Annotated in this window: 17 protein-coding genes; 4 read left to right on the forward strand and 13 right to left on the reverse strand. The window is 48.7% G+C overall.

Annotated elements, in window-relative coordinates:
* Window positions 1-19: 19 nt before the first annotated feature.
* Window positions 20-1,051, reverse strand: a complete 1,032-nt coding sequence (locus tag AAC636_RS09740; RefSeq protein WP_340301363.1) for an ABC transporter ATP-binding protein — start codon at window positions 1,049-1,051, stop codon at window positions 20-22.
* Window positions 1,048-1,824, reverse strand: coding sequence for a DeoR/GlpR family DNA-binding transcription regulator (locus AAC636_RS09745; protein WP_340301364.1), 777 nt, complete (start codon window positions 1,822-1,824; stop codon window positions 1,048-1,050). Before AAC636_RS09745 ends, AAC636_RS09740 begins: the two co-directional genes overlap by 4 nt.
* Before the next feature lie 223 nt (window positions 1,825-2,047).
* Between AAC636_RS09745 and AAC636_RS09750 the strand changes: the two genes are divergently transcribed.
* Window positions 2,048-2,932, forward strand: coding sequence for an HAD-IIA family hydrolase (locus AAC636_RS09750; protein WP_340254747.1), 885 nt, complete (start codon window positions 2,048-2,050; stop codon window positions 2,930-2,932).
* Window positions 2,933-2,936: 4 nt separating this feature from the next.
* Here the strand turns inward: AAC636_RS09750 and AAC636_RS09755 are convergent, their stop codons facing one another.
* Genes AAC636_RS09755 through ugpB form a run of 5 tightly spaced genes read right to left on the reverse strand, consistent with a single transcriptional unit; the run spans window position 2,937 to window position 8,076 of the window.
* Complete coding sequence (locus AAC636_RS09755; RefSeq protein WP_340301365.1) at window positions 2,937-3,920, reverse strand: glycerophosphodiester phosphodiesterase family protein; 984 nt, start codon at window positions 3,918-3,920, stop codon at window positions 2,937-2,939.
* Window positions 3,913-4,974, reverse strand: coding sequence for a sn-glycerol-3-phosphate ABC transporter ATP-binding protein UgpC (ugpC, locus tag AAC636_RS09760; protein WP_340301366.1), 1,062 nt, complete (start codon window positions 4,972-4,974; stop codon window positions 3,913-3,915). The genes AAC636_RS09755 and ugpC overlap by 8 nt, the downstream gene beginning before the upstream one ends.
* Window position 4,975: 1 nt before the next feature.
* Window positions 4,976-5,812: a sn-glycerol-3-phosphate ABC transporter permease UgpE gene (ugpE, locus tag AAC636_RS09765; protein ID WP_340256440.1), complete on the reverse strand. Its 837-nt coding sequence runs from the start codon at window positions 5,810-5,812 to the stop codon at window positions 4,976-4,978.
* A 17-nt stretch (window positions 5,813-5,829) separates the two neighbouring features.
* Window positions 5,830-6,711, reverse strand: coding sequence for a sn-glycerol-3-phosphate ABC transporter permease UgpA (gene ugpA, locus AAC636_RS09770; RefSeq protein ID WP_340301367.1), 882 nt, complete (start codon window positions 6,709-6,711; stop codon window positions 5,830-5,832).
* 54 nt (window positions 6,712-6,765) lie between these two features.
* Window positions 6,766-8,076 carry a sn-glycerol-3-phosphate ABC transporter substrate-binding protein UgpB gene (ugpB, locus tag AAC636_RS09775; protein ID WP_340301368.1) on the reverse strand — a complete coding sequence of 437 codons (1,311 nt, stop codon included), beginning with the start codon at window positions 8,074-8,076 and terminating at the stop codon, window positions 6,766-6,768.
* Between the two features lie 165 nt (window positions 8,077-8,241).
* Between ugpB and AAC636_RS09780 the strand changes: the two genes are divergently transcribed.
* Window positions 8,242-9,147: a LysR substrate-binding domain-containing protein gene (locus tag AAC636_RS09780; RefSeq protein ID WP_340254732.1), complete on the forward strand. Its 906-nt coding sequence runs from the start codon at window positions 8,242-8,244 to the stop codon at window positions 9,145-9,147.
* A gap of 181 nt (window positions 9,148-9,328) precedes the next feature.
* Here AAC636_RS09780 and AAC636_RS09785 read toward each other — a convergent pair whose 3' ends face one another.
* The 4 genes from AAC636_RS09785 to AAC636_RS09800 are packed head-to-tail and all read right to left on the reverse strand — an operon-like array spanning window position 9,329 to window position 13,489.
* Window positions 9,329-10,951 (reverse strand): AMP-binding protein, encoded by a 1,623-nt coding sequence (locus tag AAC636_RS09785; RefSeq protein WP_340301369.1) that lies wholly within the window; start codon window positions 10,949-10,951, stop codon window positions 9,329-9,331.
* A gap of 11 nt (window positions 10,952-10,962) precedes the next feature.
* Complete coding sequence (locus tag AAC636_RS09790; protein WP_340298585.1) at window positions 10,963-11,586, reverse strand: DUF1326 domain-containing protein; 624 nt, start codon at window positions 11,584-11,586, stop codon at window positions 10,963-10,965.
* Complete coding sequence (locus AAC636_RS09795) at window positions 11,583-12,386, reverse strand: DUF2182 domain-containing protein (protein ID WP_340301370.1); 804 nt, start codon at window positions 12,384-12,386, stop codon at window positions 11,583-11,585. Before AAC636_RS09795 ends, AAC636_RS09790 begins: the two co-directional genes overlap by 4 nt.
* The gene (locus AAC636_RS09800; RefSeq protein WP_340301371.1) at window positions 12,386-13,489 is read right to left on the reverse strand and encodes a glycine cleavage T C-terminal barrel domain-containing protein; all 1,104 of its coding nucleotides are present in this window, start codon (window positions 13,487-13,489) and stop codon (window positions 12,386-12,388) included. Before AAC636_RS09800 ends, AAC636_RS09795 begins: the two co-directional genes overlap by 1 nt.
* Window positions 13,490-13,596: 107 nt before the next feature.
* Here AAC636_RS09800 and AAC636_RS09805 point away from each other — a divergent pair, with 107 nt between their 5' ends.
* Window positions 13,597-14,472, forward strand: coding sequence for a LysR family transcriptional regulator (locus AAC636_RS09805; protein WP_340301372.1), 876 nt, complete (start codon window positions 13,597-13,599; stop codon window positions 14,470-14,472).
* Window positions 14,473-14,749: 277 nt separating this feature from the next.
* Window positions 14,750-15,175: a transaldolase family protein gene (locus AAC636_RS09810; RefSeq protein ID WP_340301373.1), complete on the forward strand. Its 426-nt coding sequence runs from the start codon at window positions 14,750-14,752 to the stop codon at window positions 15,173-15,175.
* A gap of 127 nt (window positions 15,176-15,302) precedes the next feature.
* Here AAC636_RS09810 and AAC636_RS09815 read toward each other — a convergent pair whose 3' ends face one another.
* Complete coding sequence (locus AAC636_RS09815; RefSeq protein ID WP_340301374.1) at window positions 15,303-16,061, reverse strand: SDR family NAD(P)-dependent oxidoreductase; 759 nt, start codon at window positions 16,059-16,061, stop codon at window positions 15,303-15,305.
* Window positions 16,062-16,209: 148 nt separating this feature from the next.
* Entirely contained in the window at window positions 16,210-17,247 is a 1,038-nt protein-coding gene (locus tag AAC636_RS09820; protein ID WP_340298579.1) for an ABC transporter permease, read from the reverse strand.
* Window positions 17,248-17,251: the final 4 nt, after the last annotated feature.

The raw sequence follows: 17,251 nt of genomic DNA on the forward strand, positions 1-17,251 counted from the left end.
CAGCTAATGCGCGAAGCCCTTAATGGGCATGATTTGCAAGTCGATTGCCTGCACTGTTGAAAAAGTGAAGATCGTTGTCAGAAAACGAAATTTCTATCGTTTCCCCTGATGGGATATTGTGCAGCCCAGGCAGGCTTAGAGTTAAACCTGAAGCGGCTTTGTGCTCCAATCCCACGAAAGTTTCGGAACCCAAAAATTCACACTCAGTCACCTTGCACGAGAGCCGTCCCTTGCCTTTTTGGGCCACTGTTATGTTTTCGGCACGCAAGCCAACTTTGTCGGCGCCATCGAAACCTCCCAGTGCAGAGGCATTGATGAGTGCCATTGGCGGCGCCCCGACGAATTCAGCAACAAATGTATTTGCAGGAGAATAATAAAGGTCTTCTGGCGTGCCAGATTGCTGTATGCGGCCATCTTTCATTAAGACGACCATGTCAGCCATACTCATGGCTTCTGTTTGATCATGAGTTACGTAGACAACAGTTATACCGAGATCAATTTGTAGCTTTTTAATATCCTTGCGCACTGATGCACGCAATTTAGCGTCCAGGTTTGATAGCGGCTCATCCATTAAACAAAGTGGCTGGTTTGCGACAATTGCCCGCGCCAGAGCAACACGCTGGCGCTGTCCCCCCGACAATTCGCCAGGCTTGCGCGCCTCGTATCCAAGCAAACCGGTTATCTCTAGTGCGCGTTGAAGCTTCTTCCGACGCTCTGCCGCTGATACTTTGCGTACCTTAAGCCCGAAAACTACATTTTCAGCGACGCTCAAGTGAGGAAATAGAGCGTAGGACTGAAAGACCATAGAAAGATTACGATCTGATGGCGCAGCATCAGTGACGTCCACTCCATCAATTATGATGCGGCCCTCATCGGGCAGCTCTAAGCCCGACAAAAGTCTCAAAGTAGTAGATTTGCCGCACCCACTCGGCCCCAAGAGAGCCACGAACGCTCCTCTAGGAATAGACAAGCAAACATCTTCAACACCGAGCTGGCCGTTCCAGCGTTTGGCAACGTTGTCAACTTTTACAAAAGTGGAAGGCTCTGTCATTCAGTTCTTCCTACAAACGAAATTCGATCTGCAACTGACTCAACTACAGGATCAAAAATTGGATCGGGCCTTACATCGCAAATGACCTCACTCACATCCGAAATCATTGCCCCGGCCGCGGGTGCAAGCCGACCAAATTTACTGCCGTCTATGACAAGAATTGAACGCTGTGCGTTTAGACGCATGGCCTCACTCGCCCTGACCTCTGCCTCATGAAACTCAAGCAGTCGACCATCCTCAGCCACTCCAGCCGTACCAAAAACCGCAAATTCAGCGCGATAACGGCTGAAAAACGATACCACTTCCTCACCGACAAAATCCCGGTCAGGCAAGCGCAGTTCTCCGCCCGGAAGAATGATCCGATTTGAAAGTTCTTCGCTAAGCGCCATAGCAACGCTTAAGTTATTCGTAATCACGGTCAGCTCTTTGTGATACCTCAGCGCGCGCGCGACAGTGAGAGGCGTCGAGCCAATCGACATGAAAAGTGTTGCACCGTTGGGAATTTGAGACGCCACAACTGATGCGATGGCGCGCTTGCCCATCAAATTCGTACCGGCACGCTGATCAAACGGTGTATTTATGTGCCCGGCCGTGAGCTCAATACGGCCATGAGCTCTCCGCAACGTCTTGCCATCGCACAACACGTCAACGTCTCGGCGAATGGTTTGCATTGATACGCCAAGCATCTCAGATAGCGAGCCAACGCTCACTCCTCCGCGCTCTCTGACGAGCTCCAAAATCAACTCATGCCTACGAATTTTTTTAGACGCCACGACCCGTGCCTCCCACAGAATCAGACGATACACCACAAAAACAACAAAGCAACAAAATTTGTAATTTTATGTTACAATTATACGAAAATTTTGGTAAAACTCTTTGGTAAATTAGAAAAATAATCTTAATTTTTCAAATTATGTTGTTTTGTAACTTTCTTTCTATAGAAGAAGAGTGCAGGGTGAATGCGCTGACACTTTGATCGAAAGGCCACCTACATTCATGCATGACGTAGCAAGCATATTTGAACGGTACGAAGCCATTCGGCACAGACTTCCACGGGCTGTCCCTCCAGAGAAATCAAAGCTTATCGGCTCTCTCATCGAAATTTCAGATGATGCGGATGCCTTTGTGTTCGACGCATTTGGAGTTTTAAACGTTGGTGAGACGCCTATCCCTGGAGCGGCGCATAGACTTGATCAACTACGTCAAAACGGGTTCAGAATACGCATCTTGTCAAATGCTGCGAGCTATCCCCACGATCAGGCGACAAAAAAATTTAACAAGCTCGGTATGCGGGTCGAACCTCACGAAGTCATAACGAGCAGAGATGCTGCAATCAGAGATTTAGACGAACGAGTTTGGGGCTGTATTGCTGCAGATTTCGATCATCTAGGCGATATTGGAAAAGATACCATCAAACTATCGGATAAAAGCAATGATTATGACGCAGTAGATGGCTTCCTGTTTCTTTCAACCGAGAGGTGGACCCTTGAGCGCCAGTCGATACTGCGTGACAGCCTCCTGAAACGGCCACGGCCCGTAATCATTGCCAATGCCGATATCGCTGCTCCTCGTGATCACGGGTTTTCACTTGAACCAGGTCACTTTGGCCATCTGTTGGCGGATAGCGGCGTGACAGACATTAGATTTTACGGGAAGCCGTTTCCAGAAGTGTTCCAGATGATTGAGCAGTCCCTGCCCAATGTACCTCCCTCCAGAATAGTGATGTGCGGGGATACACTGCACACTGATATTCTTGGAGCGGCTGCACGTAATTGGCGGACCGTCTTAGTAGAACGAGACGGAATGTTCGCAGGGGTCGAAACAAACAACTTTCTGGCCGCTGCTGCGCTGAACCCAACTTGGCGCTTGTCCAGAATTTAAAAGATCAGCTGGCCTGCTTAGACGCCTCCAGCCGAGCCTTGCTGCGGGTTTGTGTGGCAATTCGGTAGCCGTAATCTGCGATTAACCTCTGAACTCGACCAGGATAATCAGTCACAATGGCATCTACCCCAAACCCTAACATTCGCTTGATGTCAGCCGGCTCATTCACCGTCCAAACGGCCACTATTAGGCCAAGTTCTTTTGCCTGATCAATAATATCCTGGCTTACATCTTCAAAATAAGGGCACCAAAGCTTGCCGCCCGCGTCTTTTACCAGCTGGGGGATTGTTTCTTCACACCCATTAAATTCCGGTGAAACCGTTCGGGACGAATCCTCACCGCAATGCGTCTGCGGCGGATTTAAGTACGTCAAAAATGATGTGGGCAAATCCGGCGCATATGCCTGACAAACCTTCAACAAGTCCCAATCAAAACTATGGAGCACCGTTCTCTTTGACAGATCAGTCCTCCGAACAACCTTGACGACTTCCGCGACTAAGCGCTCACGGTATCTGGGAGCAGAAACAAATTGGGGATCAGACTTAATTTCTAGCATTAAGAAAGTATCTGAATGCTGGGGATGCGAAACTAATGTGAGCAAGTCTTCAAGTTTTGGCACATGGACATCGCCAACCTGCGCTTGGTCAGGAAACCGCTGACCATAAGCCGTAGATCCATCAATCCATCCAATTTCATATTGACGGAGTTCATCCCAAGTCAGCTCTGAGATACGTCGTTCTTCCGTAATAAAATGACCGTCGAGCCCTCGGAATGTTGGCGCATGGAGCCTGTGATTGTGCGTAATCACGGGTACGATATCCGCAGTCATAACAACATCAAATTCAAGCAACTTTACCCCAGTATTAATGGCAAATTCAAAGCCAATCATAGAATTTTCGGGGAGTACGCCGCGGGCGCCTCGGTGACCAACTATTCGAACTGTATTTTGTGCACCGCGAAATGCTTCCGCCGCATCTAGCTCAATCATCCACCAACCTCTTTAGCGAAACTGGATCAAACAAATGAATATTGTCTGCAGCCACACTAAACCGCATGGGCGCTTGCACGCCTTCGAGATTGTGCACCCCATTTAAGCTTGCAGTTACCTGCTGGTCATCAGATGCCTGTAAGCGGCCATGCAAAAGCGTATTCGCGCCCAGGGGCTCTGACATGCGCATCTCAATGCTTATTGATCCCTCATTATCAGGCACAAGATGTTCTGGTCGAATGCCAAGTTTAACGGGGCCATCTGGGAGCCTGGCAGTTCCAATTTTAACAACGTCAACGCAAACCACTTTATCTTTTATGTGGGCGTCAAACACATTCATTGCAGGACTGCCAATGAATTGGGCTGCGAACAAGGTTTGTGGCCTCTCGTATACTTCTAGAGGCGTTCCGATTTGCTCCGCAACACCATCATTCATGACAATCATCCGATCTGCCATGGTCATGGCTTCAACCTGGTCATGCGTAACGTATAGAGACGTAACTCCGAGAGTTTGTTGCAGCTCGCGTATCTCTAAGCGCATCTGGACGCGCAATTTGGCATCCAAATTTGACAGTGGCTCATCAAAAAGGAAGACAGATGGCTCCCTGACAATTGCGCGCCCCATCGCGACGCGCTGACGCTGACCGCCGGACAATTGTCGTGGCCTACGATCTAGCAACTCAGTCAATTGCAGCAACTTTGCAGCATCTTCGACTTTTGAGTGAATGAGTGCCTTAGGAAGCCCCGCAATTTTGAGGCCGTATCCCATGTTCTCGCGTACCGACATGTGCGGGTAAAGCGCATAGTTTTGAAAAACCATTGCAATATCCCGTTCCATCGGTTCCTTCTCATTCACACGATGATCGGCAATAAAAATATCGCCTGCAGTTACAGTCTCCAAACCGGCAACCATTCGAAGGAGAGTGGACTTTCCGCAGCCTGATGGCCCAACGATAACGATGAATTCTCCGTCCACAATATCTACGCTTATACCGTGTATGACATCGACCGGACCGAAGCTCTTTTTTATATTTTTAAGACTTACCGTCGCCATCCTATTTCTCACTATCAACCAGGCCTCGTACAAACAGCCGTTGCATCGAAACCACTACAAATATGGGCGGAACCATTGCTAGGATCGATGTCGCCATAATTACAGGCCACTCAGCAACATCGTCACCAGAAGGGAACATTTGATTTAGCCCCATCACAATCGTGTTCATGCTTGGATCCGTGGTGATCAAAAGCGGCCACAAATACTGGTTCCATCCATAGATGAACAAGATGACAAAAAGGGCCGCAATATTAGTTCGGCTCATAGGCACAACTATATCGATGAAAAATCGCATAGGCTTTGCGCCGTCGACGCGAGCCGCTTCAGCTAATTCATCTGGTATCGTCAAGAAAAACTGACGGAATAAGAATGTCGCCGTCGCAGAGGCTATGAGAGGGAAAATCAGCCCCGCGTAACTGTTGAGCATTCCAAACCCGGCAACCACCTCAAATGTCGGCACAATACGCACCTCAACTGGCAACATGAGAGTGATGAAGATCATCCAAAAGAAAGTTGTGCGCCCAGGAAAGCGAAAATATACAATTGCAAAAGCTGACAACAATGAAATCACAATTTTCCCAACAGCGATGCCAAGCGCCATCACAAGGCTGTTAAACAGCATCTGCAGAACTGGCACGTTGACGCCTGAAAAGAGAGCCGCCTTATAATTTTCCCAAAAGTGCTCTCCGGGGAGCAGCGGCATTGGCGGTCGAACAATTTCCGGCTGCGTGACCGTAGAGGCGACAAATGCGAGCCATATTGGGAAAAAAACTAACAAAACGCCGCAAATCATAAAGAGATGGCTCAGCCACAATCCCGCACCACGACGCTCCACCATTCCATGAGACTGAGCCATCAATAATGCACCTTTTTCTCGACATATTTAAATTGAATGACTGTCAATAATCCGACCACAAACAGCAAAATCACTGACTGGGCGGAAGAAGATCCCAAGTCTTGTCCGACAAATCCATCAGAGAACACTTTGTACACGAGGATAGTTGTCGCCTGTTGTGGTCCACCAGATGTAATCGTGTGGATTACTCCAAAAGTTTCAAAAAACGCATAGACTACATTAACAACCAATAAGAAAAACGCTGTTGGAGTGATCAATGGTAGAACGATGCCGAAAAACCTGCGCCAAAAATGAGCGCCATCAATAGCAGCCGCCTCAATAACCGATCTCGGCACTGACTGCAGGGCGGCAAAGAAAAATAGGAAATTATAACTAATGCGCCCCCATGCCGAAGCAACGACAACTAAGCCCATTGCCTCGCCATCGTTCAGCACATGGTTCCAATCGTAGCCAAGGTGACCTAGATACCACGAGACTACCCCAACACGGGTATTAAACATAAACATCCACAAAACTCCTGCTACTGCAGGAGCCACGGCATACGGCCAAATGAGAAGCGTTCGGTATAGTCCTGAACCCTTGATTAAGCGATCGGCGACTACGGCTAGAAACAGCGCGGGCACCATAGAACATAGAGTTACCAGCACGGAAAATATGGCCGTTGTCAAAAAAGATGCGCGGTAGTACCGATCCAAAAATAGAAACTCAAAATTTCCAAGCCCGACAAATTCTGCGGACAGACCAAAGGGATCTGGAATGAAGAGTGACTGCCAAATGGCTTGCGCAGCGGGATAGAAAAAGAAAACAGCCGACACCAGTACTTGTGGCGCTATCAAAAGCAAGGGCAGAACCCAGCCACGAAAAGTTACACGCTTTTCCATTGTGAGACCCCGATGAGGTGCGGGCCGTAATAGCCCGCACCTGAACCATGGTGATTAGCGGTTCGCCTGCTCGAACCGACGAAGCAAGCCGTTTCCACGCTCAACTGCGCTGTCCATCGCCTCCTGTGGCGACTTATCACCGGACCAAATCGCTTCGAGTTCTTCATCAATAATTCCGCGGATTTGATCAAACGAGCCCAAGCGCAAACCTTTTGAGTTTGCCGTTGGCTCATTAGCTGTCATTTGGATAACAGCCACATCGGTACCTGGGTTTTCGTCATAGAAGCCAGAAGCGCGTGTGGCATCGCCAGCAGCCGCAGTGATGGGCAAGTATCCAGTATTCTGGTGCCAAGCGGCTTGGATATCGGTAGACGACAGGAAGCTTAAGAATTCGCCAACACCGCGATATTCAGCAGCATCATGACCCTCCATGACCCACAAAGACGCACCGCCAATGATTGTGTTTTGAGGTTCAGATGCAATTGCTTCCCAATAAGGAAGTGGCCTCACATCGAAATCAAACTCAGCCTCGGAGCTGATACCCGCGTATCCAGCGGAACTCTCCGTAAACAGAGCACAGTCACCAGAACGGAAGTTCGCGCCACCCTCATTGCGACGACCAGTGTAAATAAACTTACCGTCTTGAGCCCACTCTTGCATAGCAGTCAGGTGTGCGATCTGAGCGGGGCCATTAAATGTCAGTTCCGTATCTAGACCTGCAAAACCATTGTCGCGGGTCGCAAATGGAACATCATGATAAGCGGAGAAATTCTCCAAATGGATCCAGCTCTGCCATGCCGTCACGAGCGGGCAATCCTCTCCTCCTGCCTTCAGAGCGTCGAGGGCGTCCCCAACTTTCTCCCAAGTTGAGAGATCAATATCGGGATCGACGCCAGCTGCCTCGAATGCATCACGGTTGACCCACAAAACAGGTGTCGAGGAGTTAAATGGAAGGGACAACATGTCCCCATCGGTAGAGGTGTAATAACCTTTCACTGCCCCAATATAAGCGTCTGGATCAAACTGCGCACCGCTTTCAGCCATGACTTCATAAACGGGACGCACGGCACCTTCTGCTGCCATCATTGTTGCTGTGCCAACCTCAAAGACCATCAAGACGTGAGGCTGCTCACCTGCGCGGAAAGCCGCGATACCGGCATTCAACGTCTCCGAGTAGTTGCCTTTATGAGTTTGCACTACGACATAATCACTTTGGCTTGCGTTGAATTGTTCAACTTGCTCGGCAACCAGATCTCCCAACCGACCAGTAAACGCATGCCAGAAATGGACTTCCGTCTGAGCATATGCCGCCACTGGTGATAATGCTGCGGCAATCGCTGCACCGCTCACGAGATACTTTTTCATATTTCCCTCCCTTGTGCGCTCATTGGCGCAAAAAATCACACGGGTACCCACCCGAAAAGATCCTCAGATTTACAAGCGTATCTTCAAATATTTATAATGCAAGTAATTATTCTTGTGGATTTTCATAACATTTCATTATAATTATGGCACTAGGGGGTTAACCACATGACATCACGCAACATTCCAAAAATTCGTCAGCTTGAAGCGCTTATGTCAGTTATAGCAAGCGGCTCAATGACTGCAGCGGCATCAAATCTAGGCATAAGCCAACCCGCAATTAGTCGGCTGCTTTCAGACCTAGCAAAAGATTTTGATTTTCAGCTTTTTGAAAAACGCGATGGCCAACTTCGCCCAAGCCAAGAAATTCAAGTTTTAGAACCTGATATCCGTAGAGTGCTCGAACTGATGCGTCACATTGCCGACGTGAGCGCTGACATCACACGTCACAAAGCAGGGCATCTCAGAATTGCTTGCCTGCCAGGATTTGCAACCAGCCACCTGCCAATAGTCGTCGCCAACTTCTTGAAAGACCGCCCCGGTGTGACAATGACCATTGAACCAGATCGTCCAGAAAGAATTTTAGAGTGGATGGTGAATGAGCAATACGACCTCGGCATCACAGGTGAATTTTTTGGACACCCCGCGGTCGAACAAATCGCGCTGAACCTACGTACAGTATGTATCTTTCCTAGTGGGCATCGGCTTGAAAATTTGGAGGAGATTTCGCCATCAGATTTAGCGGACGAGCCCATGATACATACGCGCAAGGACAGTATCTTTTTCAGTCAACTTTCCAATCGCTTCCAAATGGCGAATTGTGCCATCAATTCGCATGTTGAAGTTCGCCAATTCACTGCGGCCTGCGAGCTAATTTGTAATGGGATTGGCGTTTCGGTCGTCAGCGAGCTTGACGCAGTCCAATATGCTCAAAAAGGACTTAGCTTTAGGCCATTTAGGCCATCGCTCCCACATAGAATTTCATTGGTCAGACCCGTCCATAAAGCGCCATCCATGCTCACCATAGACTTTATGGACCACTTTCAAAAAAGTGTTGAAGTTTTCCGCTGTTAATTTGCGCTCTGCGCATGATCAACTCTCAGATTGGTGACAGAGGTTGATATTTTTGGCAGTCCTTTCCCCCGAGTTTCATTCGCAAAAAAAAGAGCCAAAGGACCCTACTTTGGCGCACAAATATCTTTGTATTCGTCCAGCTGTCGATGGAGCGAAAAATTGAAAACGTTCTCGTGAAGGTTCAATTTTGTTCACCCAATTCTCGCGCCAAACCACGCAATAAGTACTTTTGAACTTTCCCAGTCGCTGTCTTGGGGAGTTCTCCAAAAACAACTGTTTTTGGCGCCTTAAAATGAGCGATATTGTTCCTACAAAAATCAATAATCTCTTGCTCTGTAGGATTACTCCCAACTCTTAATTCTACAAATGCACAAGGGCTTTCACCCCATTTGGCGTGAGGTCTCGCAACAACCGCCGCCAGTTGCACTGCTGGATGGCGGTGCAATACAGCCTCAACTTCGACGGAGGAAATATTCTCTCCCCCAGAAATAATGACATCTTTTAGGCGGTCGCGAATTTGCACATACCCATCTGGGTGAACTACGGCAGCATCTCCCGACCAAAACCACCCATCTAAAAATGCGTCTTTAGTGGCAATCTCATTCTTATAATAGCCAGTCATTACGGTGTTGCCGCGGATAGCAATTTCTCCCTGAGTTTTTCCATCTGCGACAACATCGTTACCTGTTTGACGATCCACCACACGTACATCTTCAACCATCGGAAAACTAACGCCCTGCATGGCCTGCATAGACGCCCGTTCTGCCATTGAAAGATCAGCCCACTCATCCTTCCACAAACATTGAGATATGTGGCCGTAAGTTTCGGTTAAACCATAAACTTGCATGACTTCGAGGCCCAAAGCAGCCGCCTTTTCCAAGACAGATGGAGGAGGAGGAGCACCCGCAGTCATCACTTTTATCATTGGTGAAAAAGGATTCTCTGGCGCATCAGGGCTTTCACATAACATTTGCAACACAATGGGAGCCCCACCCATGTGAGTAACACCGTGAACCTTAATCGCCGAAATAAGTTTCGCAGGAAGAGGGTCGCGGGTGAAAACCATATTTCCACCTACAACTGCCATCGCCCACGGGTGGTTCCAGCCATTACAGTGGAACATTGGTACGATGGAGAGGTAAGTTGGCATTTGTGGAAGTGCCCAAGCAGCGACTGTACCCATAGCCATCAGATAGGCGCCGCGATGATGATAGACTACTCCCTTTGGCTGACCCGATGTTCCTGAGGTGTAATTCAAACAAATCGCCTGGTCCTCGGATCCTGGCAGCCGCCAGTCAATCGGCTGACATTCTATCATCTTGTCATATGTGTCATCGCCACTTGCACTTTGACCTGCCTGAGCATCGACAATTTCAATTACAGGTAACGCTTTTCCGTTGATCTCAAATGCTGCCTTGAGAAGCGGCAGAAATGCTTGGTCGCAAAGAACAAGGCAACTGTCAGAGTGTTCAAGAATATAGGCAACGGTTTCTTTTTCGAGGCGAGTATTGATCGTATTTAATACGGCGCCGCTCATTGGGACAGCATAATGCAACTCAAAAAGCTGAGGTATATTTGGAGAAATTACCGAAACTGTATCGCCCGGTTTGATGCCACGCGTAACCAGTGCGCCCGCAACTGAACGGCAACGGAGCGCCATGTCACGCCAAGTGCACTGCTCATTGCCATAAGTCCAAGCCGGATGATCACAATACACCGCGGATGCGCGCTTTAAAAAAGACACGGGCGAAAGAGGCACATGATTAGCTGGATTGAATTTAAGCTCTTCAAAATGCTCTCTCATACCCACTCCTCCTACGCAGGGCCATGCCAGTTAATCTGACAAATTTCCGCAGATCTACCTTCAAAGTCCCATACACGTCCGTGGGCGCGAACTCGCCCCTTATTGGCAGAGGCGATAGTGATTTCAGAACCCATCCAGTAGCCCGTGTTTATTACTTTAACGTCTTCATTCGGGTCAGGACCCTCAATGGGCTCCACCTCGCCCTGAATTATTTTGCCAACCATTAAACGACGCTTCGGACCGTCATTTTCAAAAACAACAGGTGCACGCTCAGCTCCCAGAAACTCTGAAACAAGCATTGAAAATAACCCAGTTGTGCCGCGCACTTTACCAGAGAAAATTGACACCAGTCCCTCAAAGGCCTTTTCAGTTGCCCGTTCGTCGATATAGGCGGCTGCCTTCCAGTTTCCTCGGCCCATGTTGCCAGGTATGTCTAGCACCATGCCTATGTTCAGGCCTGCCAAACTTTCACCGTCAAAATTGCCTTCATCAATTCTAACGCCCATCCATGCCTGGCAATAACCTTCGGTCGGTGGATGCTTCCCTAAACTTACAACGCATGGGCAGAAAACTGTACAGTTACAGTTTAAAATTAACTCGCCCTTCAAGTTCCATTCTGGGATCGTATTTTTCATAACTGTCCTCCTACCGTCATTAATATAACAAATTTTATCAGCGCAGCACCAATCAAGATAACCCCCAGAGGCTTAGTCACAAATCGACCAAACTCAGGAAGCTTTTCAAAAACCATGAAAATTGTCGCCGCACCCATCCAAAGAACGTTCATCGCGCCACCAATGAAACCAATCAGCATCAAAAGCCAACAGCATCCAATGCACCACAGTCCAAGCCTGACGCCCATTGAAAACGCCGGCCAGTATCCCGGTTTCCAATACTCCATGAAGAACAATAGCGGATGACGGCACTTGGACAGGCAAGCCATTTTGGACGCACTGAATTGGTAGCCGCCTGAGATACCCAAAAGGATTGCGGTTATCCAAGGGTTTAATAGTTGCCCAGCATCGCTTAGAGCTCCGGCTCTAGCCAATAATATCTGCAATGTAGTGGCGGCGCTTGCAAATATTAACCAAGCCGACAAATAGCCAAGAGCTAGAGCAGTCATGGATCCAGCACTTGTGGCGTCCACGCTCCCAAGGTCGCCAAACACTCGAGCTGCTGGAACAAACGTCGGTAACATCATCGCCGCAGACATCAGTGCCCACATGCTAAAGATCAAACTTGGATTGGAGGAACCGGCTGAAACACACAGAGCTGCCCAGTATTCAGCGGCGGTCATTCCAGGTAATGGCGAGGCATTCATCTTAATTAAAAGAACCCACGAAATAAGAATGACCCCATAAAATCCGACCCAAAAAATACCCTTTGCAAACAAAGGCCAACTTAAGCGGAAGATGGAAAAAAGCCGCGCTTGCATCACAAAAAAGGCATTTCTACGAGACGGCCATTACTGCGCCCTGCTTGGCGGAGTACTTCAACTTGGGCACCCACGGGGACGGCACGGTCAACCAAAGCAAAACCAATGTTGGCTTTGAGCCGATAGGACCAAACACAGTTGGTCAACATTCCAATTTTTTTTCCGGAGGCTACAATATCCTCGCGGTGCACTCCAAGCGGAGCGGGGGTATCGCCCTCCAAAATGATCCCAAGCTGGTGACGCCTAAAACCCTCAACTTTAATTTGCCGCAAAGCCTGTATCCCTATGGTGTCATCGGGCACATGTAAGTCGATGTATTTTTCCATTCTAATTTCAAAAGGATTGGTCTCATCATCGGTGTCACCGCCAACTGAGACAAGGCCACTTTCTACACGCTCGGGTGTGGCAGGGGCGCCTGGACCAATATCCCAGGGCTTTCCGGCTTCCTTGAATATGTTCCACAACCTTGTCCCAAACTGGGCGTCCTTCAGATAGATTTCAAACCCTCCCTGCTTGGACCAGCCGGAACGTTGAATGGCGACGGGGATCCCCTCAATTTCACATTCTCTAAACCAAAAATACTTCAGCTCTCGCACCCAATTCCCGACCACATGCGCGACAACATCCTCGGCTTTGGGGCCCTGGATTGCCATCGGCGAAACATCGGGCTCACAGATCTCAACGTCGAGACCACGTTCCGCAGCGATTGCCCTAGCCCAGAGCTCTACATCACTGTCGGCGATGGAAAGCCAAAACAAATCATCAGCTAACTTTAGCAAAATCGGATCGTTAAAAATGGTGCCCCGGTGATCACATATCGCCACATATTTTCCTTGTCCGACCTCACACCTTGATAGGTCTCTTGTCACAAGAATTTGTGCCAACTTGGCTGCGTCTTTTCCTTTCAGCTGGACTTGGCGCTCAACACCAACATCCCATTGCGACACCCCATTAATTAGTCGCCAGTACTCACCCTCTGGGTCCCCATATGACGTAGGCATAATCATACGGTTGTAGACGTTTGCCATTTTGAGACCATCAAGGATTGCTGCCTCTAGAAAGGGTGAAGGCTTAATTCGACTATTAGGCTGAAATAAAAACATCTGCTCGCTCCCCAAGATCGAACAAAAGATAGAATTTAGTACTGTGGCACTCAATCAATCGATTTATGATCTTTGCCATTACAAAAAGTTATGCATAGTCATATTCTATGTATCGCGACCTTCCACCACTTACATGGCTTCGTGCGTTTGAAGCATCAGCAAGATTGCTGAGCTTCACGGCTGCGGCGCATGAATTGAACCTTACACAAGCGGCAATTTCCAAACATGTGAAGTCATTAGAGCTGCGCCTGAAACGCCAATTGTTCATTCGCCATCCCCGAAGCTTGGAAATGACAAAGTGGGCGGAGGCGTACCTCCCAAAAGTTCAGGACTCGCTACAAAGGCTATCGCGCGGGACTAGAGAAGTTTTTGGAAGCACTCAAGGGGATGTACTGACAATCCGCTGTGCCATTTCATTCTTGGTAAACGTGCTATCTGAAAAAATTCCAAAATTCCTAGCTGATCACCCCGATCAGAAAATACGCATCATATCAAGTGTGTGGGTCGATGCATTTGATCATGAAGCCTACGATTTTGATATCCAATATGGAACGGGGACTTTTCCTGGCGCCAAAAGCTATCGTTTATCGTATGAGAAAATTACTCCAGTTTGCGCGCCATCCAGGGCGAAAACCCTGAAGCACCCTGAACAGCTTAGCACTGAGCGACTAATCCATGTACAAGGTTATCAAGATGGGTGGGGCACATGGCTCAATGCCGCAAATCTTCAGGGCGTTGACCACGGACTTGGGCTGCAAGTCGACAACTCGCTAGCCGCATATGAACTGGCTGCACAAGACGCAGGCATTGCACTCGGCAGAAGTTCGTTGGTCGCTAACGACCTGAAAATGGGCCGGTTGGTAGCACCATTTGAGTTTACTCAAGAAATTGAAGAAGGGTTCTTCCTATTAGAGCCTCTAACATCAACAACGCGTGCGGACGCCGCAGCATTTGCGAAATGGTTGTTGAATGAACTCCAATAGTAAATAGAAGTGAAAATTTCGTGCGGCTCAACGCGGACATGACGGATAAGCGGAGGCTATTCAGCATGACCCTACTGAGACACTTGGTGATATTCGCACTTTAACGCCCACCCGTGCCAGTCCAGCCGATAACGGATCGTAATGCCCAGGGTAACGCAAACCAGGAGAAGTAAAATCTAATAAAACGCTCCCCAAGAATTTAAATAGAACAATCTCAGCTTTTATGATTGCTCGGAGCGTTAGCGATTAGAGTTTATCTAAGGCATATTCTTCTAAGATGGGTGCAATACCAGAACCAATCGCGCGGGCTGAAATACCTATCTCACCGGAAACAATTGTGAAAATTCCATTAGTAGAGGCAGCAATTCGTGCCACGCCAGGCATAAAAAAACTGGGAGGACGGATTTTGATGACTGCCTGTTATGATGCCAAACAAATGTTTGTGGCCCAGGCTCTGGAAGCGGATTTTATTGCTCCATACTTTGGCCGAATGATGGAGGCCGGTGTAGACGCAATGGGTCATCTAGCGACGATGGCACAAATGAATAACGGATGCGAAAAACCCTGCTCTGTCCTTGTGGCGTCATTGCGTTCACCTGACCAGATGGTGTCGCTTGCCGATATTGGGCACGATTGCTTCACAATTGCGCCTAGTGTTGCACGTTCACTCTTGGATTGCCGTCTAAGCGTCGCCGCATTTTAAGATTTCGAGGCCATAGCAAAATCAGGTCGGACGTGAATGGTTTTGTCTTAGTATTGCTTTTTTAAGGATAAAACTTAAAACCATCTTGATTGATCGCAAGGCAAGAACAGACAGCTGTGTAAATACGCTAGCCGGCAAACCTTGCCGTCAAGCCGCCGTCTACAGTCCAATTCGCACCAGTAACAAATGACGCTTCATCAGATAATAAAAAGGCAATGCAGTTAGCAATCTCAGCTGGGCGCGCCATGCGCTTCATAGCATGCACATCAAGCACCTTATCCCGCAATTTAGGATCGTTTAGCTCAAAAAATTCTTTGACGAGTGCAGTCTCAGTATAGCCAGGACTTAGAGCGTTCACACGGATTTGATGTCTGCCAACTTCAAGTGCAAGAGAGCGGGTTAGACCAACTAGGCCAGACTTTGCGGCGGCATATGGAAAAAACCCAGGATAGGTCATTGTTGCGTGAACAGAGGCGACATTGACAATTGCGCCGTTCCCACGAGCAATCATGTCGGGCAACACGGCTCTGGCAACGAGCCATGCCGCCTTCAAGTCTATGGACATAAAATCATCCCACTCGGCTTCTGTCATACTAACCGGATCCGCGTAGGAATTCCGTCCTGCATTATTTACCAGGCCAGTTATTGGGCCAAAGGCGGAATGAAACTCACTAAGTGCAGTTGTAAGAGCTTCTGGTGAACAGATGTCTGCCTCACGAAACATGACATCCTTGCCAAGGCTATCCGAAAGATGCTCGCCCTCATCGCGCAGTACATCCACAAAACTCACATACGCGCCCTCATCCCGAGCCTTTTCAACAGTTGCTGCACCAATCCCACGGCTACCGCCGGTGACAAGTATATGCGCGCCTTCTAATCGCCCCATGATGTTAACTGCCTCCGTGAACAGATAAACTGAATGACCATTCAAAGTCGTGGCACCGCAGTGCCATCGAATTCATCGCTCAAGATAGTTCAATCACAACAATTCATTCATCTCAGGCAGTAAATCACATGTGCCCGTGACCGATTTTTCAGCGTCCAGTCAGAGACTGCCGCTTCATTCGCCGATCAATCAGCGTCTGCAGGACTACGGAAACCACAATCACCAAGCCAAAAGCTAATTGAGTGTAGAAAGCGTTAATACCGGCCGCAACGACACCTGCGTTAATGGCGCCAATGATATATGACGCGAAGAAACTGCCCGCGACAGATCCCGTCCCCCCAAAAACACTAGTCCCGCCCAAGAACACGGACGCAATTGTGTTCAGTAGGAAACCCTCACCAGTGGTTGGCCAAAAATAGAACCCGTAAATCGATGTCATCAGACCTGAAAAAGTCGCCATTATGCCAACAAGAATGAATGCGCGTGTTTTAACGCTCACGGCATTAATGCCCATTAGTCTGGCTGAGGTCGGGTTATCTCCAACGAGGAATACATGTGCACCAAAGCGGGTCCGATTGAGTAACAGCCATGCCCCAATTAATATCACGACCATCCAAATTGTTTGGACCGGTATCCCAAACGGTGACGAGCGCAGTAGAGCATGCATCTCTGGATAGTCTTGTGCCGTCAGCGGAACGCCTGATCCATCCATCATCACAAGTTCAAGCCCGCGGAATAAAAACGATGTTCCAATTGTAACCACTAGCGACGGTATATTTAGAAAAGCCACAAGCGTTCCGTTGATCCAGCCACATATTGCGCCAGTGCCAAAGGCTGCGACAAGGGCGAGTGGCCACGCCAGCCCTCCTTGAGCCAAGAGGCAAAACACCGCTGTGCCTAAAGCCATGATAGAGGGGAACGACAAGTCCATCTCCCCAGTTATCACCACAAACGTTAGTGCAATTGCGATTATGCCGAACTGTGGAGTTGTCTGCGCAAACGCTAAATAGATGTTCTTGTTTGTGAACACCTCCGGGGCCGCGATCACGAAGGCAAGCCACATGATCAGGCCCACCCCGACAATTCCTATTTGGCTGACATAGCGGCGCCAGAACGAAGGAGGGCCGACCCGATTGTCTTTAGGCTTCTGGGGTGTTGCCTTAGAGGTTTTTGTCTTCGCTGTCATAATT

This window comes from Roseobacter sp. HKCCD5988 (assembly GCF_037830355.1).
Lineage (GTDB): Bacteria > Pseudomonadota > Alphaproteobacteria > Rhodobacterales > Rhodobacteraceae > M30B80.